The 21,041-nt window shown below is 61.1% G+C and carries 18 protein-coding genes; 13 read left to right on the top strand and 5 right to left on the bottom strand.

Annotation, left to right across the window (positions count from 1 at the left end):
- The first annotated feature begins 11 nt into the window (after positions 1–11).
- The gene (locus BMZ24_RS01395) at positions 12–704 is read left to right on the top strand and encodes a response regulator transcription factor (protein ID WP_092188522.1); all 693 of its coding nucleotides are present in this window, start codon (positions 12–14) and stop codon (positions 702–704) included.
- Between the two features lie 162 nt (positions 705–866).
- Here BMZ24_RS01395 and BMZ24_RS01390 read toward each other — a convergent pair whose 3' ends face one another.
- Positions 867–1,142 (bottom strand): RNA recognition motif domain-containing protein, encoded by a 276-nt coding sequence (locus BMZ24_RS01390; RefSeq protein ID WP_015774269.1) that lies wholly within the window; start codon positions 1,140–1,142, stop codon positions 867–869.
- Positions 1,143–1,509: 367 nt separating this feature from the next.
- Complete coding sequence (locus tag BMZ24_RS01385; protein ID WP_092188520.1) at positions 1,510–3,117, bottom strand: ATP-binding protein; 1,608 nt, start codon at positions 3,115–3,117, stop codon at positions 1,510–1,512.
- Between the two features lie 253 nt (positions 3,118–3,370).
- On the opposite strand from BMZ24_RS01385, the gene BMZ24_RS01380 reads away from it, so the two are divergent.
- The 3 genes from BMZ24_RS01380 to BMZ24_RS19635 all read left to right on the top strand — a co-directional run bounded on the left by BMZ24_RS01380 (position 3,371) and on the right by BMZ24_RS19635 (position 6,626).
- Positions 3,371–4,288, top strand: coding sequence for a sulfite exporter TauE/SafE family protein (locus BMZ24_RS01380; protein WP_092188518.1), 918 nt, complete (start codon positions 3,371–3,373; stop codon positions 4,286–4,288).
- Positions 4,289–4,457: 169 nt separating this feature from the next.
- Positions 4,458–6,452: a monovalent cation:proton antiporter family protein gene (locus tag BMZ24_RS01375; RefSeq protein WP_092188516.1), complete on the top strand. Its 1,995-nt coding sequence runs from the start codon at positions 4,458–4,460 to the stop codon at positions 6,450–6,452.
- A gap of 21 nt (positions 6,453–6,473) precedes the next feature.
- Positions 6,474–6,626, top strand: a complete 153-nt coding sequence (locus BMZ24_RS19635) for a hypothetical protein (RefSeq protein WP_153304600.1) — start codon at positions 6,474–6,476, stop codon at positions 6,624–6,626.
- 155 nt (positions 6,627–6,781) lie between these two features.
- On the opposite strand, the gene BMZ24_RS01370 is transcribed toward BMZ24_RS19635, so the two are convergent.
- Both BMZ24_RS01370 and BMZ24_RS01365 read right to left on the bottom strand, forming a co-directional pair.
- On the bottom strand, positions 6,782–8,311 hold the full coding sequence (locus BMZ24_RS01370; protein ID WP_092188514.1) for a DUF4139 domain-containing protein: 1,530 nt from the start codon (positions 8,309–8,311) through the stop codon (positions 6,782–6,784).
- Between the two features lie 50 nt (positions 8,312–8,361).
- Positions 8,362–10,080, bottom strand: coding sequence for an FAD-dependent oxidoreductase (locus tag BMZ24_RS01365; RefSeq protein ID WP_092188513.1), 1,719 nt, complete (start codon positions 10,078–10,080; stop codon positions 8,362–8,364).
- Positions 10,081–10,410: 330 nt separating this feature from the next.
- On the opposite strand from BMZ24_RS01365, the gene BMZ24_RS01360 reads away from it, so the two are divergent.
- The 5 genes from BMZ24_RS01360 to yjgA are packed head-to-tail and all read left to right on the top strand — an operon-like array spanning position 10,411 to position 14,538.
- Positions 10,411–10,713 carry a hypothetical protein gene (locus tag BMZ24_RS01360; protein WP_092188511.1) on the top strand — a complete coding sequence of 101 codons (303 nt, stop codon included), beginning with the start codon at positions 10,411–10,413 and terminating at the stop codon, positions 10,711–10,713.
- A gap of 14 nt (positions 10,714–10,727) precedes the next feature.
- Complete coding sequence (locus BMZ24_RS01355; protein WP_092188509.1) at positions 10,728–11,042, top strand: ATP-dependent Clp protease adaptor ClpS; 315 nt, start codon at positions 10,728–10,730, stop codon at positions 11,040–11,042.
- Positions 11,043–13,271 carry an ATP-dependent Clp protease ATP-binding subunit ClpA gene (clpA, locus tag BMZ24_RS01350; RefSeq protein ID WP_092188507.1) on the top strand — a complete coding sequence of 743 codons (2,229 nt, stop codon included), beginning with the start codon at positions 11,043–11,045 and terminating at the stop codon, positions 13,269–13,271. It abuts the gene before it with no gap.
- A 7-nt stretch (positions 13,272–13,278) separates the two neighbouring features.
- Positions 13,279–13,992, top strand: a complete 714-nt coding sequence (aat, locus tag BMZ24_RS01345) for a leucyl/phenylalanyl-tRNA--protein transferase (RefSeq protein WP_092188505.1) — start codon at positions 13,279–13,281, stop codon at positions 13,990–13,992.
- 18 nt (positions 13,993–14,010) lie between these two features.
- A complete protein-coding gene (gene yjgA, locus BMZ24_RS01340) occupies positions 14,011–14,538 on the top strand; it encodes a ribosome biogenesis factor YjgA (RefSeq protein WP_092188503.1) in 528 nt (175 codons plus the stop codon).
- Here the strand turns inward: yjgA and BMZ24_RS01335 are convergent.
- Entirely contained in the window at positions 14,535–15,023 is a 489-nt protein-coding gene (locus tag BMZ24_RS01335) for a hypothetical protein (protein WP_092188501.1), read from the bottom strand. The two genes, yjgA and BMZ24_RS01335, sit on opposite strands and share 4 nt — an antisense overlap.
- 165 nt (positions 15,024–15,188) lie before the next feature.
- Between BMZ24_RS01335 and BMZ24_RS01330 the strand changes: the two genes are divergently transcribed.
- Genes BMZ24_RS01330 through BMZ24_RS01315 form a run of 4 tightly spaced genes read left to right on the top strand, consistent with a single transcriptional unit; the run spans position 15,189 to position 21,034 of the window.
- Positions 15,189–16,019, top strand: coding sequence for a phosphodiester glycosidase family protein (locus tag BMZ24_RS01330; protein ID WP_092188499.1), 831 nt, complete (start codon positions 15,189–15,191; stop codon positions 16,017–16,019).
- A gap of 43 nt (positions 16,020–16,062) precedes the next feature.
- Complete coding sequence (gene uvrB, locus BMZ24_RS01325) at positions 16,063–18,075, top strand: excinuclease ABC subunit UvrB (RefSeq protein ID WP_092188497.1); 2,013 nt, start codon at positions 16,063–16,065, stop codon at positions 18,073–18,075.
- Entirely contained in the window at positions 18,072–19,187 is a 1,116-nt protein-coding gene (locus tag BMZ24_RS01320; protein ID WP_092188495.1) for a potassium channel family protein, read from the top strand. The genes uvrB and BMZ24_RS01320 overlap by 4 nt, the downstream gene beginning before the upstream one ends.
- Positions 19,184–21,034, top strand: coding sequence for a BRCT domain-containing protein (locus BMZ24_RS01315; protein ID WP_092188493.1), 1,851 nt, complete (start codon positions 19,184–19,186; stop codon positions 21,032–21,034). Before BMZ24_RS01320 ends, BMZ24_RS01315 begins: the two co-directional genes overlap by 4 nt.
- The last annotated feature ends 7 nt before the right edge of the window (positions 21,035–21,041 follow it).

Here is a 21,041-nt window from a genome sequence, read left to right as displayed (position 1 = left end):
GATAAGGAACCATGACCCAGCAACACATTCTGATCATCGACGACGACGCGGACATTGTGAAAACCGTGTCCGCCAATCTGGAACTGGACGGATTTCTGGTGTCCAGCGCACCGACCGGAAACGAAGGGCTCGCGGTTCTGCAAGCCTATTCGCCCGATTTGGTGCTGCTGGATCTGAACCTGCCTGACATAGACGGAATAAAGGTTTGCCAAATTCTGCGACGGGACAGCGACGCGCCGGTAATCATGCTTTCGGCTCGTGACACGGTTGCAGACAAACTGCTTGGGCTCGAGTGTGGAGCCGACGATTATCTGGTCAAACCCTTCAATGCGCTGGAGCTTTCCGCCAGGATACGGACCGTGCTGCGCAGAGTGCGGCGCAGCGAATCGGCCAATGCCAATCGCCAGGGAGAGATCATTCTTGATTACCGCACGCATCGGGCCTCGATTCAGGGCCGCGAGGCAAGCCTGACCCGAACCGAATTTTCACTGCTTGAACTTTTCATCACCCATCCGGGCGAAGCCTTGTCCCGTGATTTCATCCAGAGTCAGAACTGGGGCGATTCCAAGCTCTATTCCCACAGTCGGGCCGTGGACGTGCACGTGCAGCGTCTGCGCAAAAAGATCGAAGTCAACCCGCAGGCCCCGCGCTTCATTCTGACCGTGGCCGGCGTCGGCTACAGATTCGAACCAAGTCCGGGATAGGCTGTGGACATTCGCATTCAGGGTGATGACAGCGTGTCGCGGAGGCATCTTGAAATGCCGACGAAGAGAATTCGGGCGGAGAAAGGAGCGGGGGCTTGCCCAGATTTTGGGCAAAAAAAAGCCCGTCAGGTGACGGGCTTCATCGCGATCGTAGTGTTCTGCTTAGTAGCGTGAACGGCTATCGGAGCGGCTTTCACGGGGCTGCGCTTCGTTGACCTTCAGGTTGCGGCCCTGGCAGTCGGTTCCGTTCAGCGCCTGGATGGACTTGCGTGCACCTTCGTCATCCATTTCCACGAAGCCGAAGCCACGGGAACGACCGGTTTCACGATCTTCAATGACGTGGGCAGAGCTGACCTGACCGTACTGGGAAAACATGGCGTGCAGATCTGCATCAGTGGTCGACCAGGACAAATTTCCAACATAGATGTTCTTAGACAAGACAGTAACTCCAAAGAAAAAAAAGTAAAAAGAAAAACTTTGTTCCTGCGGAAAACAGCTACCGACAGGATTGCGAAATAATGAAAGTGGATTCAAGCTTGAATTCAAGTTTTCATTTCCGCCAAAGTCAGCAGTAACTAGGTGGGGCTGACTTTAATGTCAACGTTTATTATTTTTATTTTTTCCGCAACATGATGTCTCGGGCCCAAAAATATATGCAATGGGCTTGAATAGATCGTTTAATTGTTTCTGAAATATTTTGCGCCAAGCGCACGTTTTCCCGTGTTTTGCGACGATTCTGAATTGATGCGGACATTGTGGCCGCCCGAATCAGCCACGTTTTTTTGTCGGCAGGGCGCATCGGCCCTCAGTCCTCATCCCTGGCTGGCAGGGTGAAGGTGAAGATGCTGCCGCCCTCCGGGTTGTCCTCGACCCAGATTCGCCCCCCGTGAGCGCGTACGATCTGGCTGCAGATGGCCAGTCCGAGCCCGGTGCCCCCCGGTTTGCCGGAATGCCCTGAAGATGGCGCGGTGTGGAATTTCTTGAAGATGGCCTCCCTGGCTTCGGCCGGGATGCCGGGGCCCTGGTCGCGTACCTGGATCTTGAATTCGCCTTCCCCGCGCAGCAGGACGAAGCTGACGAGGCCGCCCCCGGGAGAATATTTTATGGCGTTGTCCGTCAGGTTGACGATGACCTGCTCGATACGTTCCACGTCCACCATGGCGGTCATGGGTCCGGGGGACAGGAAGCGCAGGCGCAGTTCGCGTTCTTCCGCCAGCGGGGTCATGATCTCCACGATTTCCCCCACCAGTTCGGACATGTCCGCCGGTCCGAAATTCCACTCGATCTTGTCCGCCTCGATGCGGGTGATGTCGAAGATGTCCGTGACCAGGTGCACCAGCCTGCGCAGGTTCTTGTCCATGATCTGAAGGTAATCCTGCCTGTCCGAGGCGGTTTCCGTGCGGCGCAGGTAGTCGAGTCCGCCCCGGATGGAGGTCAGCGGAGAGCGTAGTTCGTGCGACATGGTGGCCAGGAATTCGCTTTTCAGGCGGTCCAGGGTCTTGAGTTCCTCGTTGGCCAGGGCCAGCTCGCTGGTCGCGTTCTGCACTTCTTCCTCCAGCCTGTCCCGCCCCTCCCGCAGCTTGGCGCTCATGCTGCCGAGGGCCTGTCCGACCCGGTTCATTTCATCGCTGCCGCCGAAGTGGATTCGCTCCGGGAATTGCCCCCTGCTGATGCCCTCGGCCACGGTCTCCAGCGTGCTTAAAGGATTGAGGACAAGATGTCGGACCAGAAAATACAGGGTCAACACCGTCAGCACGATGAGCGCCAGGGCCGAGGAAAAGAGCTGCAATTTGCTGCTGCTCAGGGAGTCGAGCACATGCTGGACCGGCAGATGGATGCTCAGGCACCCGCTGACGGTTCCGCTTGTGTAGTTTTTGTGGCAGGACAGGCATGTCTCGTCGACATAGAGGGGAGCCGAATACTGAAAAATCGCCTCTCCGTCATGATCGGCGAGGGTGTAGTATTCCTTGTTTTCGCTCTGGGAGAAGCTTTTGATGGCCGCCAGCTCGAAGTCGTCGGGCCTGTTCTCCGGATTCATGGGCGCGATGCCCGCCAGGCGGAAGCGATAGAGATTCTGCCTGTAGGAATAGAGGGAGAGTTGCTTGGTGATCATGGAGGGGGTGAAGCGTTGCAGGACGCCGCGTTCCGTGGGCAGCAGGTCGGAGTAGAACCCGCCGCCGCCCTGCGCGCCGGGCGTGTCCTGGCGGAGAAATACGCCCTGGCTGTCCGAGACCCATTGACGGGTCAGGATGATCTGGCGGGTCAGCAGGCGGGCCTGATTGACCACCTGGGACCAGGCCTGTCGCTCTTCGACCACGCCCTGCCAGAGAAAGATGATGCCCAGGAGCGGCACGACGATGCAGATGATGGCCGACACGAATTTGAACTGGAGCGAACCCCTCAAAGCGTGCATGATTATTCCTCCCGGCCCGCAGATGAGCCGGAAAGAAGCTTGCCGTCAACATTTTCGAAATGACCTGGGCGTCGCGAAACTTTTTTTACAAGAAAAAGGAGCGGATTCTCTTGACAAAAATACTCGAAGTTGAGCAATTAGTGACACGATAAAAATTAAAAAAATGTCTTTAACCGTGTCTTTCATAATCCTGGACGCCCATGCTGAATGACGAGATTTCGGATGGGTTCGTGTCCGGGCACCGGGGGGTGTCATGTATTTTGCGACCGCAGGAATTGAGGTTTCTCCCTGGCTGCCGCCCTTGGCCGCCTTCGTGGTGTCTTTTTTCACCTCCATGGGGGGTGTTTCCGGGGCTTTTCTGCTCCTGCCCTTTCAAATGTCCTTTCTCGGATATACCGCGCCATCCGTCAGCGCCACGAATCATCTTTTCAACATAGTGGCCATTCCCAGCGGCGTGTATCGGTATCTCAAGGAAAGGCGCATGGTCTGGCCCCTGACCTGGGTCGTGATTGTCGGCACCCTCCCGGGAGTCATTCTCGGAGCCGTGATCAGGGTCAACTACCTGCCTGACCCCAGAAATTTCAAGGTCTTTGCCGGACTGGTCCTGGGTTACATCGGGTTTCGCATGGTTCGGGATCTGTTGCGGCAGAAGGAGAAAAAGTCGGAGAGCAGCTTCCGGCAGTCGGTCAGAGAATCCAGGGGAGCGGCCGGGACCGGGGAGGTCACTGTCAGGGAGTTTTCCCTGCGACTCATCCGCTACGACTTTTCCGGAGAAACCTATTCCTGCTCGACCATGACCATATTCATGATGAGCCTCCTCGTGGGCGTGGTCGGCGGCGTCTACGGCATCGGTGGCGGGTCCATCATCGCCCCGTTTTTTGTCTCCATCTGCGGCCTGCCGGTCTATACGGTGGCCGGGGCGGCGCTTATGGGCACCTTGGTCACGTCCGTGGCGGGGGTGGGGTTCTATCAGGTACTGGCGACTTTTCACGTCGGTCAATCCATCGCCCCCGACTGGGGGCTTGGCATTCTCTTCGGTCTGGGCGGCATGCTCGGCATGTACTGCGGGGCCAGATTGCAAAAGCGCGTCCCTGCCCGTCTCATCAAGGCCATGCTGTGTGTGATCATTTTGAGCACGGCATTCAAATATGTTGTGGAGTTCTTCAGCTAGACTTCTCGATACCCGTGCTTTAACCTGTCAGCAGGTCATGCTCCATTTGAGCGTGGCCTGCTTTTTCATTACATGGCGGCATGTTGCAGTGAGTCTCTTGCACAGGGCAAGGCATGCATGACAATTTCGGGAACTCCGGCATGCGGCAAAACACGTTTCGAGGACTTTCATGAGTGTCGAGATTCCCATTTTGACCGATGTGGTCATGATTTTCGGCCTGTCCAGCGCCGTGATCATCGCCAGTCACCGTTTTCGCATTCCACCGGTGATAGGCTTCCTGCTCACGGGTGTTCTGGCGGGTCCTTACGGTCTCGGCCTTGTCGGGGCCGTCGATGAGGTCGAGATTTTTGCCGAGATAGGAGTGATTCTGTTGCTCTTTGTCATCGGCATGGAGCTTTCTCTGGCGGAATTGCAGCGCCTCAAGAAGCCGGTCTTCGTGGGCGGGGCGGCGCAGGTCCTGCTTACCATAGCCGTGCTGGAACTGCCGTTCATGATTTACGGGGTGGGACTCGGCAAGGCCATCTTCATCGGTTTTCTGGCCGCCCTGTCGAGCACCGCCATCGTGCTCAAGCTGCTGGGCGAAAAAGCGCAGCTCGGTGCGCCGCACGGGCGCATCTCCCTCGGCATGCTCATCTTTCAGGATGTTGCGGTGGTGCCCATGATGCTGCTCATCCCCCTGCTGGCAGGCACCGCGGATAATCCATGGCAATCCCTGGGGGAACTGCTGCTCAAGGCAGTCCTGGTGGGAGCCGTCCTGCTGGTGGCGGCCAGGAAGGTCATCCCCCGCGTGCTCGAAGCCGCGATCCGCACGCGCAGCCGGGAGCTCTTTCTCATGACGACCCTGGGCCTGTGCTTCGCCATCGCGCTTTTGACTTCGAGCGTTGGCCTTTCGCTGTCCTTGGGAGCTTTTCTGGCCGGACTCATAATGAGCGAATCGGAGTACAGCCACAGCGCGCTGGAGGGAGTCCTTCCGTTTCGCGATGTGTTCACGAGCATTTTTTTCGTTTCCATCGGCATGCTTCTCGATCCGGCTTTTGTCTTGGCGCATCTGCCTCAGGTTCTGGGGTTGGCCGGGGCGGTTCTTGTCCTCAAGGCTTTTTTGGCCGCGCTGGCCGGACGGTTGCTCGGCTATCCATGGCACGTGGCCATTCTCGGCGGACTTTGCCTGTGTCAGATAGGCGAGTTCTCCTTTGTGCTGGCGGGAGTGGGCATGGGCAATAAATTGCTCAGTCCTGTGGAATATCAGTATTTTCTTGCGGTTGCCATCTTGACCATGGCGGTGACGCCTTTCCTCATTGCGGCTGTTCCGGCCATATCCACACGTCTGGTGAAACTCATGCCTCCGGGCCTCAAAGCCGAGCCGCCCAAGGCGGAGCAGGAGGACCTGCATGACCATCTCATCATCGCCGGTTTCGGTCTGGGCGGCCATCACCTGGCCCGGGCGGCGAAAGCGGCGGGCATCAACTACGTGATCCTTGAGATGAATCCGGACACGGTGCGCCGGGAAAGAGACAGGGGAGTGCCGATCATGTACGGCGACGCTTCCCAGGCTGCCGTGCTCGAACACATCAATGTGACCAAGGCCCGCATCCTGGCCGTGGTCATCTCCGACCCGGCCGCCATCGGGCGCATCGTGGCCACGGCCAGGGCCCAGAATCCGGCCCTGCACATCGTGGTGCGCACTCGCTTCGTCAGCGAGATCGAGCCGCTCATGCAGCTCGGGGCGCAGGAGGTGGTGGCCGAGGAATACGAGACCTCCGTGGAGATGTTCATTCGCGTTCTGTCCACCTATCTGGTACCCAGGGGCGACATTGAGCGATTCGTCCGCGAGATCAGGGCCGAGGGCTACGGAATGCTGCGTCGGCCCGTGCTCAATACCGCCGATGCCTGCAACCTTGGCGGGGTCTGTTCCTCCTTTGGCGCGACAGTGCTCAGGGTTGTCCCGGGCGCATTCGTCGAGGGCAAAAGCCTGATCGAGGCGCGGTTGCGCAAGGAACACGGCCTGACCGTCGTGGCCGTGCAGCGTGATGGCCGGACCTCGCTCAATCCCGATCCGGAATGGGTCTTCGAGGCCGGAGACCGCGTGCATGTCTTTGGCGAGCAGGATTTGATTTCCGAGAAGGCTGCGCTTTTTATCGGCGCTGAAGGCGATACCTGGAATTGATTGCAACGATGGGGTGAAGACATGTTTCTGGTTGAAATGATGCGCAGGCTTATTTCCCAGGTCCGGGTCTGTCCGCATTGCGGACACAGGCAGTCTGCCCAGCCTGGCGATAAGCGCCGGGAACGCTGCGAGAAATGCGGCGCGCCCCTGCCGCCGCCCAAGGACAAGGGATAGCCGAAGGGTTTGTCTTTCGGATTTTTTCAGGAACCTAAAATTCGAACTCTGCAATTCGAGCTTTGGAATCGGGGATCGGAAGATCGGCGATGCAACAAAAAACGCGCTCCCTTTCATGTGCGAGGGAGCGCGTTTTTTGTTGTTTCGGCGGCCGCCTACCAGCGCCAGCCCGGATCGATGTTCAGATCTTCGGGGGCGTCGAGCTTGAGGTCCATGGTGATGGTCATTTCCGCTCCGGCAGCGATGGTGCTGTTCCAGGCCAGGATTTCCGGATCGTCCTCTTTCAGGGGTTCGGGCCTGGCCGTCAGTTCGAGGTTGATGCGTTCGTCGCGGGGCAGGGGGCGCGGCTCCTCGATGCGTACCTGGACCGGGCGCTCGGCGGCGTTGCGCACGGTCATGGTCCACTGCCGCAGGAAGGTCTGTTTTTGCTTGAAGATACCTTTTTCGCCCGTCTTCTTGTCCTTGAGGACGGTGGTGCAGGTCAGCAGCGGGTCCGTGCCGAAGAACACTGTCGCTTCCCGGCCGGAGAGCGAGAACTGGCGCTGATCGACCATGGCTCCGTCGATGAAGAGGAAAGCCGTGCCGGGGGGAAGTTCCTTGGGCTCGGCGAACTCGGCCTTGGCCTGCACGAAGGCCTTGGAATCGAGGCTGGGCCGGATCAGGTGCGTGAAGCTGACCGGCCAGGCATCGCGCTCGATCTCAAGGATGCGGGTGTCTCCGGCCGGAACCGATTTCTTGCCCATATCCCAGGCGGCGTAGGTGCTGTGCCTGACCTGCACGGGCTCTGCGGGGGCAGCCGCGAACATCTCCTCGTTTGCGGCATCGGAGCGCATGGCCATCATGGGTGCTCCGGCCATGGCCTTGCGGAATACCCGCTGCGGCCCGATTTCCCAGGGCGGGAGGCTAGAGGGCTCGGCCTGGATTTGCGGCTGCATGGTGGCCAGAAAAAGCCGCACGTCGCTCCAGTCCTGCCCCGAACGCTGCCAGACCTTGGCCTGCCAGGAAAAATCGATGCTCTTGCGGGCCGGGGAGGCTTCCAGGCGATACATGGGGGTCCAGCCACAGTCACGCAGGGTGTAGGTGTAGGCCAGTTCCTTGGGTGCCTCGCCCGCGATCAGGACGCGGACTTCCCATACAGTGCGGCCCTTGCCCGCCGTGTCGGCGATCTCCTTCTCCACCCAGACTATCCTTGCCTCCAACTCTTCCAGGCGCGGCGTCAGGGTCTGGGCCTTGGCCGTGTTCTCGCGCAGGGCCTTGCCCATCTCCTCGGCCAGTTCGCGCAGCGCCGCAACGGTCTGCTCGCCGGGCTTGGTCTGGGCCTGCCAGAAGGCGATGCGTCCGCGTACGCCTTCCAGTTCGGACAGGACCGCGTCCCGCTCCGTTTTCAATTCAGCCAGGCGACGGTTGAGCGGTTCAAGGGCGCTTTGATTCTTTTCCTGACGGGTTTTCCAGGTCAGGTCCGCAATGGTTCCCTTTTCCGCCAGTCTGCCAAATCGCAGGCTGGCCGGGTCAGCCTGGCTGGGCAGGACCAGGGTGCAGGACGACAGTCCCGCTTCGCCGGTCTCCATCGTCACCGCCGAGACCTCCTCGACCTGGGCGGAATCCGGAAAGAGCGTCACCTGTGTTGGCGCGGCCCAGGCCCAGCAGGGAAAGAGAAGCATGAGCGCGGCAAGAATTCTGGCCATGTGTCCTCCTGAGTAAAAAAAAGGCCAACCCGAGGGTTGGCCGAGTGTTCTCAATCTTCCTGGCTCGGGTCGAATCCGAGCTGCTTGATGAAGCCCATGCCGCCCTGCAGGTTGACCGGCTCCAGAAAGCCGGCGTGCCGCAGGATGACCTGGGATTCGTATGATCTGCCGCCGGTGTTGCACAACAGCACGATCTTCTTGTCCTTTGGAATCTCGTCCAGCCTGCCGCGGATTTGTCCCTGGGGGATGTTTTTCCAGAATTCCGGGTACTTGGTGACGAAAGGCTCGGCATTGCCCCATTCGCGGGTGTCGATGCAGAGCAGGTTTTCATTGACGCGGTTCTCCCAGAGCTTGGCGAATTCGACAGGCTGGAGCGGGACGTTCCTGCCTACCAGAATGTTCTCGGCGGTGTTGGCTGCGGCATTCAAAACGTCCATGGCCGAGCCGAAGGGCGGGGCGTAGGCCATCTCCAGGCTGGACACGTCGCGCAGGGTCGGGCGGAACTTGAGGATGGCGGCCATGGTGTCGATGCGCCCCTTGAGCGAATCGCCGTTCTGGCAGGCGCCCTGCAATCCGAGGACCCGGCCGGAACGGTGCTCGACGACAATCTCCAGGCTGACCATGTCGCGCTTGGGATAGAAGTGGGAGTGGTCGCTCATGATGACGTGGGTGCTGAAGGCGTCGAAGCCTTCGCGCAGGGCCACGGGCAGGGACAGGCCGGTGCCCGAGAAGGCGAAATCGAAGAGCTTGATGATGAAGGTGCCGACCGCGCCGTCGAAGGTTTCCCTGCCGCCTGCGACATTGGTGCCGATGATGCGCCCCTGGCTGTTGGCCAGGGAGCCCAGGGGATAGTAGCCGAGCTTGCCCGTGACGATGTTCTCGATGACCACGCAGTCGCCGCCGGCGTACACATCCGGGTCCGAGGTCTGCATGGTCTTGGAGACGATGATGCCGCCCCGTTCGGAGCAGGACAACCCGGCTTCCCGGGCCAGGCTGTCGTTGGGCACGACTCCCACGGCCAGGATGACCAGATCCGCGTCGATGGTGCGTTTGTTGGTCACCACGCGCGTGACCTTGCCGTCTTCGCCTTCGATGGCCTGAACCATTTCCGAGGTGTGGACGGTGACGTCGTTTTCCGCGAGATGCTTTTCGGCGATGGTGGCCATGGCCTTGCTCATGAAGCCCGGCATGATCTGGTCCGCCACTTCGATGACCGTGGTCTCGATGCCCCACATGTCCGCGAAGGACTCCGCCATTTCCAGACCGATGAAGCCTCCACCGACGATGACGGCCGACCCGACGCTGCCGCTGGCCACCTGCTCCTTGATGCGGATGGCTTCGCCCAGGGTGCTCACGGTGAAGACGTTGCCGAGTTCGCGTCCGGGGATGGGCAGTTTGCGGGGCGTGCTGCCCATGCCAAGGACCAGTTTGTCGTAGGGCAGCGTGGTCTGCGTACCGTCCTTGGCCTGGACCAGGACGGTCTTGGCCTTGCGGTCGATGGACAGCGCCCTGGTCTCGGTCATGACCTTGAAGTCCTTGCAATCCTGAAAGAACTGTTCGTCACGGACCATGTGAAAGCTGGTTTCCTGCAACTGCTGATGATCGCTGACGTCTCCCGAAACATAATAGGGGATTCCGCAGCCGCCGTAGGAGATGAGTTTGCTGGCGTCGACCAGGGTCACTTCGGCATCAGGCGCCACGCGTTTGATGCGACATGCAGCCTTTGGCCCGAGAGCCACGCCGCCGATGACAACGACTTTGAGAGACATGAAAACTCCTTGAAATTAAATATGTTGATAGTAAAAAAATAGGAGTTGTTTTGGAAAAAACATGCTTTGGGTAATATATTTCGCCCGGGAGCGGTAGTGGAAAAATGCATTGGAAGCGGCCGGCCCGGAGCGTGCGCTTTCGTGCGATATGCCGTGGATCACGGGCAGTATTGAGACTTGCTTTTAGCGAACGCGGCATTAATAGTCGCCTGCAAAGGGGACGGTCGCCTGCCAAGGGGCGGTCCCCATCGAAAGAAGGCGGTTCCCGCGCATTGTTGCCCGGACCCCAAAGACCTGAACTGCCGGATGAATCAATTACGAGGAGAGACAATGGCTGAAACCATCGACGATATTTCCATAGACTGGACTGATGAAGAAGGCGTCCAGAAGGTCAAGGAATTGAAGAAGGAAGTGCTGACCCGAGGCGCATGGTCGACCCTCATGTTCGCCTATCAGGAAGTGGGGCGCGGCGAGGAAGAGTTCGGGCCGGTCAAGTTCCGGGTCGGGCGCTACCAGAAGCGCAACGGCCGTTTTTCGCCGCATTCCAAGTTCAATATTTCATCGGTCAAGCAGGCCCGTCAGGTTGTACAGATTCTGCAGGCCTGGATCGACGAATACGGTGAAGATGAATAGGGCCGGGGTGTGTCATGACCGAACCGTTTGAGGTTCCGGGTTCCGATCCGGATATCATGGTCGAGGACCAGTTGCAGGAGCCCCGGCAGTTCAAGGTGTTGCTGCATAACGACGACTATACGTCCATGGATTTTGTCGTGGAAGTGCTCATGAATGTCTTCGGCAAATCCGAGTCCGAGTCGTTTGCCATTATGATGAGCGTTCATGAGAAAGGAATTGGCCTGTGCGGAATCTATACGGCCGAGGTCGCGGAAACCAAGGTGCAGCTTGTGCACCAGATGGCCAAGGCCCGGTCTTTTCCCCTGCGCTGCTCCATGGAAGAGGTGTAAATGCTGAGTAAGGAGTTGGAAAGAATCATCGGTAATGCCGTGCGCGAGGTCAAACTTCGCCAGCACGAGTTCTTGACCCTCGAGCATCTGCTGTACAGCTATACGCTCGATACCCACGGTCAGAGCCTGCTTGCCGGTTGCGGCATAGATTTGGAGCGTCTGCGCAAGCAGCTGGCTCAATTTTTCATCGATCATCTCGACGTGAGCCCCCGTCCCGAGCACGAGATCGTGCAGACCGTGAGCGTGCAACGGGCCATGCAGCGGGCCATCCTGCACATCCAGTCCTCGGGCAAGTCCCAGGTTGAGGCCGGGGATTTCCTGGCCGCCATGCTCGAAGAGGAAGACGCCTTTGCCGTCTACTATCTGAAGGCTCAGGGGCTTACGCGGCTGGCGGTGATCGAGTACATTTCCCATCAGCTCCCCGACGGCGGGAGCAGCGGCGAAGCCGACACCAGGGATGCCTCCAAGCAGAGCGCCCTGGAGAAATATACCGTGGATCTGGTGGCCAGGGCGCAGGAGGGCCGGATAGATCCCCTGGTCGGCCGTGACGAGGAGCTCAAGCGCACCTTGCAGGTTCTGGCCCGGCGCAAGAAGAACAATCCCATCTTCGTCGGCGACCCCGGCGTGGGCAAGACCGCCGTGGCCGAGGGGTTGGCGCTCAAGATCGCCCGCGGCGAGGTGCCCGAGCAGTTCGCCGATGCCCGCATCTTTGCCCTGGACATGGGCAGCCTGCTGGCTGGAACCAAGTATCGCGGAGACTTCGAGGCCCGCCTCAAGGGTGTCATCTCGGAGCTCAAGGCCATGGACGGGGCCATTCTGTGCATCGACGAGATCCACACCATCGTCGGCGCGGGCTCGACCAGCGGCGGGTCCATGGACGCCTCCAATATCCTGAAGCCCGTGCTGGCCTCGGGTGAACTGCGCTGCATCGGCTCCACCACCTACGAGGAATACAAGAATCATTTCGAGAAGGACCGCGCCCTGTCGCGGCGCTTCCAGAAGATCGACATCGTCGAACCCACCGTGGCCGAGAGCGAGAAGATTCTCATGGGGCTTCGTCCCTATTACGAGGATTTTCACGGCGTGAAGTATCAGCCCTCGGCCATCTCCGCCGCCGTTGAGCTTTCCGCCCGGCACATCAACGACCGCTTCCTGCCGGACAAGGCCATTGACGTCATCGACGAGGCCGGGGCCATCTTCGTTCTCTCCGGAGAGAGGAAACGGCGCAAGTCCGTGACCCGGCGCGACATCGAGGAAGTGGTGGCGCGCATGGCGCGTATTCCCAGCGCCCGCGTCAGCGCCTCGGACCGTGACCGGCTGGCCAGCCTCGAATTCGAGCTCGGCTCCAAGGTCTTCGGCCAGAAGGAGGCCGTGGAGATGCTGGCCCAGGCCATCAAGCGCTCCCGCGCGGGCCTTGGCAACGTCGAGCGCCCCTTGGGCTCCTTCCTGCTGAGCGGCCCCACGGGCGTGGGCAAGACCGAGCTGGCCAAACAGCTGGCGGCCTGCCTCGATGTGGCCTTCGTACGCTTCGACATGAGCGAGTACATGGAGAAGCACGCCGTGGCCCGGCTCATCGGCGCGCCTCCCGGCTATGTCGGCTTCGAACAGGGCGGCCTTCTGACCGACGCCATCCGCAAGACCCCGCATTGCGTGCTCCTGCTGGACGAGATCGAGAAGGCGCACATGGACATGTTCTCCATACTGCTCCAGGTCATGGACCACGCCACGCTGACGGACAACAACGGCCGCAAGTCCGATTTCCGCAACGTGATCCTGCTCATGACCTCCAATGCCGGCGCCCGCGAAATGAGCGGCAACGCTATCGGCTTCAAGGCCGGAGTCGAGGAGGACAGGGGGCTGCGCGGGTTGGCCGCCATCGAGAAGCTCTTCAGCCCGGAATTCCGCAACCGTCTCGACGCCATCATTCCGTTCCATTCCCTGACCCAGGACATCATGGAAAAGATCGTGGACAAGTTCATGGGCGAACTTGGTGTCCAGCTCGCGGCCAAGAACGTGACCCTTGATCTCTTGCCCGAGGCTCGCGCCTGGCTGGCCAGGAAGGGCTTTGATCCCGCTTTCGGGGCCAGACCGCTGGGTCGGCTCATCCAGACGGAAATCAAGGACAAGCTCGCCGACAAGATCCTGTTCGGGGATCTCGCCACCGGCGGGAGCGTGCGTATCGGGCTGACGGAGAGCGGGGAGCTGGATTTCACCTTCTCCACCAAGTGATCCCGACATGACCGTCTTTGCCCTGCCCGCCCAGCCCGCCTTCCCCGATCCGGCCCATGCCGACGAGGACGGCCTGCTGGCCGTGGGCGGGGATCTTGCGCCGCACAGGCTGCTCATGGCCTATGCCCAGGGCATTTTCCCCTGGTACAACGAGAACTCCCCCATCCTCTGGTGGAGCCCCGACCCCAGGCTTGTCCTGGAGCCCGCGCGCATCCATGTGCCCAAAAGGCTCGATCGCATCCTGCGCCAGGGACGCTTTCGCTTCACCCTGGACACGGCCTTCGAGCAGGTCATCACCGGCTGCGCCGAGACGCCCCGGTGCGGCGCGCACGGGACCTGGATCGTCCCGGAGATGCTGGCCGCCTACTGCCGTCTGCATGACCTTGGGTTCGCGCACAGCATCGAGGTCTGGTCCGGCGCGGCCCTGGTCGGCGGCCTCTACGGCGTGGCCATGGGCGGGGTCTTTTTCGGGGAATCCATGTTCTACCGCGAGCCGGACGCCTCCAAGGCAGGGCTCGTGACCCTGATGCGGGCCCTTACCGGGGCGGGGTTCGTCCTTTTCGATTGTCAGCAGACCACCGCGCACATGCTCCGCTTCGGCGGATTCGAGATGCCGCGCGACGAATTTCTTTTTCGCCTGGAGCGGGCCCTGAAGCTGCGGACTCCTTGCGGGCCCTGGCGCCTGCGTGACGGAGCCTTGATCGGCCGGGACCCTGAATAAATTTAACGGAGCCAAACAATGACTGAATTTGAACACGGAAACGAGGAAGACTGGGAAGGACGACCAAGCAAATCGCAACGCAAGCGGGACATGGTAGCCCTGCAGAAGCTTGGGGAGAGCCTCATCGAACTGGCCCCGGAACAGCTCGGGCGGCTTGATCTGCATGAGGATCTGGTCGAGGCCATCCGCTTTTTCCACACCCTCAAGGACAAGGAAGCCAAGCGGCGGCAGCAGCAGTTCATCGGCACGGTCATGCGCAAGATCGATCCCGTGCCGTTGCGCGAAGCCCTGGACGAACTGGACCAGCTTCGTTTTCAGCAGGCCGAGGCCTTTCATCAGATCGAGATCTGGCGCGACGCGCTGGTGGATGGAGACGGGGACGTAATGACGGAGCTGGTGGGGCGATTCGGCCTTGACCCACAGCAGCTGCGCCAGCTTGCAAAGCAGGCCGCGGCGGAGAAGGCCGCCGGAAAGCCGGCCAAGAACGGTCGCGCCCTGTTTCGGCTGCTGCGCCAGAGTTTCGAGCGCGAACAGGCTGAGGACTAGGGCTGGGTCATTCCCTGGTCCATGGGCTTGTGCTGGCTCAGATCGTAGAGTCCGTGCACGGCGAAGGGCAGGGGATACCGGGGCACGATTTCAAAACGGATGCGCCCGATGTCCTTGCCTTCGGGCATGAAACTCAAGGGCAGCAGACCCGCAGGCAGGGGGAATTCCAGGGAATTGACGCTGATGCGGGTCAGCCGGTCGGCGTACCTGATGGCGAGGTATTCGACGATCTGGTCCATTTCCTCCCGGGTGAAGGATTCGAGCAGGACCGCGCGACTGTCGCCACGGCGTGCGGCCGGATCAGTGTCCGGATCTTCCTGCACGAGTTCGGACCAGTCATAGCCGGTTTCCTCCGGGGTCCAGTCGGGCCGAAAGAGGTGCACGAGGACGTCACGTCGGCCTTTGAAAGCCCGGATGCAGATGGTGGCGACATGTCCGCGCGGGCAGAGGTGCGCGTTTTTTGCTTCCTGTCGAACTGTCTCCATGAAACCTTCCTCCCTGGACGGATTGATTGCGTCGCTGTTTTGGGAGACGTCTAGCACGCTTCGGGACGGGCTTCAATGCCGCGCGCGCCGTTCTGCTTGAAATGATTCCGCTTCTGTGGAATGTAATTGCGAGTTGGGCCTTTTGACCATCAGGGAGCATCGAGCATGTCCGCCTTTTTTCTTCGCGCCATTTTTTCCTGCCTGGTCCTTTGCGTTCCGGCCGCTTCGCTGTACGCGGAAGAGTGGCGCGTGCTGGCGCCCGGACTTGAGCTGCGCGAGTTCCTGATTCCCGACCAGTTCGGGGACCTGGCGGGCCAGCAGAGCTCCATGGCGGTGCTGCGCATCGATTCCGGCAATTATGACGTGGCCCTGGGTTCGGCCCTGGGCACCGGACGCATGCGCAGCATGCAGGAGTGGGCCCGGCATTCGGGATTTGTCGCGGTCATCAACGCGGGCATGTTCCGGGCCGACGACCGGATGCGCAGCACGGGCTACATGCGCGACGCCAACGTGGTCATCAATTCATTCATTCATCCGAACTACGGGGCGTTCCTGGCCTTCCATCCCCGCGACCCGGCCCTGCCCGCCCTGCGCTGGGTGGACCGCAAGAGCGACGCCGACTGGCAGGAAACGCTGGCCGATTACGACGGGATCATCCAGAACTACCGCCTGATCAGCCGCGAGCGGGAAAATCTCTGGGAACAGAGCGACCGCCGCCATTCCGGCGCCGCCATCGCCATGGACCGGGAGGGGCGGCTGCTCTTTGTCCATTGCCGCCCCCGGCTGTCCCTGCACGAGTTTGCCCAGGCCCTCATCGACCTGCCCCTGGATCTGATCGGGGCCATGTATGTCGAAGGCGGGGCCGATGCGGCCATGTATGTCGATGTGAACGGCTTCGTGGGGCGTTTCGTGGGCGAGTATCGATCCGATTTTTTTCAAGGCAGCAACAAGAATTTCTGGCCCGCGCCCAACGTGCTGGGCATCCGGCCCAAATAAGCCCCTCATGACGCCGGGCAGCGGCCCGGCGTGCAGGTTATCCATGTCCCTTTTTCAGCTTGAATCCGAATATGTCCCGCGCGGCGACCAGCCGGCGGCCATCGACGCCCTCTGCTCGGGAATCCGGCAGGGCGTGCGCGACCAGGTGCTGCTCGGCGTGACCGGCTCGGGCAAGACCTTCACCATGGGCCACGTCATCGCGAGGCTTGACCGCCCGGCCCTGATCATGGCCCCCAACAAGACCCTGGCCGCGCAGCTCTACAACGAGTTCAAGGGCCTCTTCCCGCACAACGCCGTCGAATATTTTGTCAGTTATTACGACTACTACCAGCCCGAAGCCTACCTGCCGCATTCCGACACCTACATCGAGAAGGATTCGGCCATCAACGACGACATCGACAAGCTGCGCCACGCCGCCACCCACGCCCTGTTGACCCGCCGCGACGTGATCATCATCGCCTCCGTGTCATGCATCTACGGCCTGGGCTCACCCGAATACTACGCCAAGATGGTCATTCCGGTGGAGTGCGGGCAGCATGTGGCCATGGAGACGATCATCGGGCGGCTGGTGGACGTGCAGTACGAGCGCAACGACTACGACCTGCATCGCGGCACTTTTCGCGTGCGCGGGGACGTGCTGGAAATCATCCCGGCCTACAAGCACGAGCAGGCCCTGCGCATTGAGTTTTTCGGGGACGAGATCGACGGGATCTACGAGACCGACCCGCTCACGGGCGAGATCCTGTCGAGCATGTCGAAGACCGTCATCTACCCGGCCAGCCATTACGTTTCGGACCGCGACAATCTGGTCCGGGCCATGGTCGACATCCGAGAGGAGCTGCGGCAGCGCCTGGAGTATTTCCAGGGCAAGAACATGCTGGTCGAGGCGCAGCGCCTGGAGCAAAAGACCCAGCTCGACCTGGAGATGATCGAGGAGCTTGGCTACTGCAACGGCATCGAGAACTACTCCCTGCACCTGGACGGGCGCGCCACCGGGCAGCCACCGGCCACGCTCATCGATTATTTTCCGAAGGATTTTCTGCTCTTCATGGACGAGTCGCACATCTCCGTATCCCAGGTCGGGGCCATGTTCAAGGGCGACCGCTCGCGCAAGCAGACCCTGGTCGACTACGGCTTCCGGCTACCCTCGGCCCTGGACAACCGGCCCCTCAACTTCGAGGAATTTCTGGAGCGCATCGGCACCACCGTCTTCGTCTCGGCCACGCCCGCTCCCTGGGAACTGGAGCGGGCCCAGGGCGTGGTGGTGGAGCAGATCATCAGACCCACGGGCCTCATCGATCCCGAGGTCGAGGTCGTGCCCACGAGCGGCCAGATGGACCACCTCATGGAGCAGTGCCTGGCGCGCATCGCCGCTGACGAGCGGGTCATGGTCACGACCCTGACCAAACGCATGGCCGAGGACCTGACCGAGTTTTTGCAGGCCCGGGGCGTGCGCGCTCGCTACCTGCACTCGGATATCGACACCCTGGAGCGGGTGGCCATCATCCAGGCTCTGCGCGCCGGTGAGTTCGATGTGCTGGTCGGCATCAACCTGCTGCGCGAAGGCCTTGATATACCGGAAGTCTCTCTGGTAGCCATGCTCGATGCCGACAAGGAGGGCTTTCTGCGCTCGACCCGGTCCCTGATCCAGACGTTCGGACGGGCCGCGCGCAACGTGAAGGGCAAGGTCCTGCTCTATGCCGACTCCGTCACCCGGTCCATGGCCGAGGCCATGGGCGAGACGCAGCGGCGCAGGGAGCGGCAGACCCTCTACAACGAGGAGCACGGCATCACCCCCCAGTCCATACGCAAGACCTCGGAGAACACTCTTTACGACCTGCACCGCGAGATCAAGGAGCAGGAACGGGCGGCAGAGCGAACGGCGGACTACGATCCCGGCCCCGAGAATGCGGCCAGGGAAGTGGCCCGCCTGAGTCGCGAAATGCGCAAGGCGGCGGAAATGCTTGAATTCGAGGAGGCTGCCCGATTGCGGGACCGGATCAAGACCCTGGAGAAGCGCCATGGTCTGGACGGTTCCAGGGCGACACGATCATGAACACATGCTCACTGCGGACATCATTTCTGCGCCGTTTCCTGCCGCGCTGTTCGGCGGGGATTCGCGGCTTCACGGGGTTGTACCAGATGGTCAAGTTCCGTTTCGGAACTTTTTTTCCGCTGGTTCTGGGCGCGGGCTTTCTGCTGACGGTCTTTGCCTACGGCCTGTTCATCTTTCTGGTGGTGGAGGGCTGGAGCCTGCTGGACAGCTTCTATCAGGTCGTCATGACCCTCTCCACCGTGGGCTTCATGGAGCTGCACCCGCTCTCGGACCGGGCGCGGCTCATGGTCTCTTTTCTGATTCTCATGGGCGTGGGCAGTTTTGCCTATCTGGTGGGCGCGTTCACACAGGTCGTGGTCGAAGGCCGATTGCAGGATTTATGGGGGAAACGAAAGGTGCAGAAAATCATCGATTCGCTGGCGGATCATTACATCATCTGTGGTTACGGGCGCATCGGCGCGGTGGTGGCGGAGGAGCTCCGGCGGGAAAATCTGCCCGTGGTCGTCATCGAAAAGGACCCGGAGCTGCTTTTCGAGCTGGAGCGGGACAATTATCTGTTTCTGGCCGGGGACGCGACCTCGGACGAGTTTCTCATCGCCGCCGGGGTGGAGCGCGCCAAGGGGCTCTTTGCCTGTGTCAGCCAGGATGCCGAGAACGTGTACATCACCCTGTCCTCGCGCCAGTTCAACTCCGAGCTGACCATCATCGCCCGCGCCGACCGGCCAGAATCCGTGGCCAAGCTGGAGCGGGCCGGGGCCAACCGCGTGCTGACTCCGCACCAGATCGGCGGCAAACGCATCGCCCAGGTCATGCTGCGTCCCACGGTCACCGATTTCATGGATCTGGCCACCCAGGGGCACAACCTGCAGATGGAAGAGATTCCTGTCCGGCCCGGCTCGGAACTGGTGGGCAAGAACCTGATCACCTCGGGCATCCGCCCCCGGTTCAACCTCATGATCATCGCCATCGAAAAGGCGGGCGGGAAGATGACCTTCAATCCGCATCCGGAAGTGACCATCGAGGCCGGAGACACGCTCATCGCCGTCGGCCCCCCCGAGAATTTTTCCGGATTGCAGACCGTGTGCCGAGGCACGCAGGGGGACGAGGCATGAGCCTGCCGCTGGAGCTTCCTTCCGAGGAGAGGCGGCTGGTCGAGCGACTGATCGAGTACAACGATGCCTACCGGCGGGGTGTGCCACAGGTCAACGACGCCCAGTACGACCTGCTGGTCGCCCGGTTGAGGGAGCTCGATCCTGAGCACCCCTTCCTGCATCGGGTCGAGCCCGAGACTTTTTCCGGCAAGCGTGAAATCCGTCACCCCGTGCCCATGCTCTCCACCGACAAGGCCTACACTCCGGAGGAACTGGAGCGTTTTGTGGCCCGCGTGGAAAAGGAAGCCGGGGAGATCGGGGTCAGCGAGGTGCGCTACCGGGTCACGCCCAAGCTCGACGGCCTGGCCGGCCGCGACGACGGGACGGTCTTTGTCACGCGCGGCAATGGCGAGAGCGGCTACGAGGTCAGCTCCGCCTTCGCCAAGGGCATGATCCCCCGTGGCGGACGCGGAAGGGGCGTGGGCGAGATGGTCATCCTGCAGAGCTATTTTCAGGAGCACCTGGCCGACGCCTTCGAGCATCCGCGCAATCTGGTGGTCGGCATCGTGTCCTCGGATACGGTCAACGAGTTCGCCAGGAAAGCCCTGGACGACGAAGCCGTGCATTTCGTGCCCTACTCGGAGCTGCCGAGCTGGGAAGGGAGCGGGGCGGAGCTGCTTGCGCGCATGGACGCGCTTACCGAGGAGCTTTCGGGCCAGGTGGATTATCCCCTGGACGGCATGGTCGTGGAGGTGGTGAACCCTGACGTGCGCAGCAGCATGGGCGCCACCAGCCACCACTACCGCTGGCAGATCGCGGTCAAGCGCAAGGGCGAGACCGCCCTGACCGTGGTGCGGGAGGTGATCTGGCAGGTCGGACGCACGGGCAAGGTCACTCCGGTGCTCATGGTCGAGCCCGTGAACGTCTCCGGCGCGACCATCCGCAGGGTCACGGCCCACAACGCCGGGCTGATGGAGAAGAAGGGCCTTGGTCCCGGAGCGCAGATCGAGATCATCCGCAGCGGCGAGGTCATTCCCAAGGTCGAAGCCGTGCTCGTCCCGGCACCGACCACGCTCCCCGAGAACTGTCCGTCCTGCGGCACGGCGCTTGTCCGGGAAAACGATTTTCTCATCTGCGGCAACGAGCACTGTCCCGATCAGGTCGTGCAGACCATCGAGCACTGGTTCAAGACGCTGGGCAACGCCGATTGGTTTGGTCGCAAAACCGTGGAAAAGCTGGTCCGATCCGGGTATGACAGCCTTGAAAAGGTGTACGAACTGGGCGAGGATGAATTTCGGGCCATGGGCTTTGGACCCGTGCAGTCGTCCAATCTGGCCGAGGCCGTGTATCTGAGCCGCACTCGCGAGGTCGAGGACTGGCGTTTCCTGGCCGCCCTTGGCATCGAGGATCTGGGCAAGGGTGACAGCCGCAAGCTGCTCGGGCAGTTTCGCCTTGAGGATCTGCCCGAAGTCGGCCGCGAGCAGATCGAGGCCATACACGGTTTTGGAGCCATCACCGCACGATCCATCGCCGGGGGGCTGCAACGGGTGGCTCCGACCCTGCGTCATCTGCTGGGGCTGGGTTTCAGGATCATGGCCACCGGAGCGGCCCGCGAGCAGGTCACTGACAGTCCACTGGCGGGCAGGCATGTGGTCTTTACCGGCAAGATGCGCGGTTCGCGCGAGGACATGCAGGAAGAGGCCCGCGCCCAGGGAGCATTGGTGCAGAGCGCGGTCAATTCCAAGACCGATTTTCTCATCTGCGGCGAGAACGTCGGAGCAAGCAAGCTCGCCAAGGCTCGGCAGTTCGGGACGGCCATCCTGCAGGAAGACGAATATCTGCGTCTTATCGGCGCGCAAGGGCAATAAAACACGA

The sequence above is a fragment of the Desulfomicrobium norvegicum genome (assembly GCF_900114595.1).
GTDB classification, from domain to species: Bacteria; Desulfobacterota; Desulfovibrionia; order Desulfovibrionales; family Desulfomicrobiaceae; genus Desulfomicrobium; species Desulfomicrobium macestii.
The sequence above is the reverse complement of the archived record's forward strand: the minus strand, read 5'-3'. Positions and strand labels throughout refer to the sequence as shown.

What these genes read in the sequence shown, in the direction of transcription:
- BMZ24_RS01395 (WP_092188522.1), top strand. Translation starts at nt 12, where the DNA reads ATGACCCAGCAACACATTCTGATCATCGACGACGACGCGGACATTGTG.
- BMZ24_RS01385 (WP_092188520.1), bottom strand. Translation starts at nt 3,117, where the DNA reads ATGCACGCTTTGAGGGGTTCGCTCCAGTTCAAATTCGTGTCGGCCATC.
- BMZ24_RS01380 (WP_092188518.1), top strand. Translation starts at nt 3,371, where the DNA reads ATGTATTTTGCGACCGCAGGAATTGAGGTTTCTCCCTGGCTGCCGCCC.
- BMZ24_RS01375 (WP_092188516.1), top strand. Translation starts at nt 4,458, where the DNA reads ATGAGTGTCGAGATTCCCATTTTGACCGATGTGGTCATGATTTTCGGC.
- BMZ24_RS19635 (WP_153304600.1), top strand. Translation starts at nt 6,474, where the DNA reads ATGTTTCTGGTTGAAATGATGCGCAGGCTTATTTCCCAGGTCCGGGTC.
- BMZ24_RS01370 (WP_092188514.1), bottom strand. Translation starts at nt 8,311, where the DNA reads ATGGCCAGAATTCTTGCCGCGCTCATGCTTCTCTTTCCCTGCTGGGCC.
- BMZ24_RS01365 (WP_092188513.1), bottom strand. Translation starts at nt 10,080, where the DNA reads ATGTCTCTCAAAGTCGTTGTCATCGGCGGCGTGGCTCTCGGGCCAAAG.
- BMZ24_RS01360 (WP_092188511.1), top strand. Translation starts at nt 10,411, where the DNA reads ATGGCTGAAACCATCGACGATATTTCCATAGACTGGACTGATGAAGAA.
- BMZ24_RS01355 (WP_092188509.1), top strand. Translation starts at nt 10,728, where the DNA reads ATGACCGAACCGTTTGAGGTTCCGGGTTCCGATCCGGATATCATGGTC.
- clpA (WP_092188507.1), top strand. Translation starts at nt 11,043, where the DNA reads ATGCTGAGTAAGGAGTTGGAAAGAATCATCGGTAATGCCGTGCGCGAG.
- aat (WP_092188505.1), top strand. Translation starts at nt 13,279, where the DNA reads ATGACCGTCTTTGCCCTGCCCGCCCAGCCCGCCTTCCCCGATCCGGCC.
- yjgA (WP_092188503.1), top strand. Translation starts at nt 14,011, where the DNA reads ATGACTGAATTTGAACACGGAAACGAGGAAGACTGGGAAGGACGACCA.
- BMZ24_RS01335 (WP_092188501.1), bottom strand. Translation starts at nt 15,023, where the DNA reads ATGGAGACAGTTCGACAGGAAGCAAAAAACGCGCACCTCTGCCCGCGC.
- BMZ24_RS01330 (WP_092188499.1), top strand. Translation starts at nt 15,189, where the DNA reads ATGTCCGCCTTTTTTCTTCGCGCCATTTTTTCCTGCCTGGTCCTTTGC.
- uvrB (WP_092188497.1), top strand. Translation starts at nt 16,063, where the DNA reads ATGTCCCTTTTTCAGCTTGAATCCGAATATGTCCCGCGCGGCGACCAG.
- BMZ24_RS01320 (WP_092188495.1), top strand. Translation starts at nt 18,072, where the DNA reads ATGAACACATGCTCACTGCGGACATCATTTCTGCGCCGTTTCCTGCCG.
- BMZ24_RS01315 (WP_092188493.1), top strand. Translation starts at nt 19,184, where the DNA reads ATGAGCCTGCCGCTGGAGCTTCCTTCCGAGGAGAGGCGGCTGGTCGAG.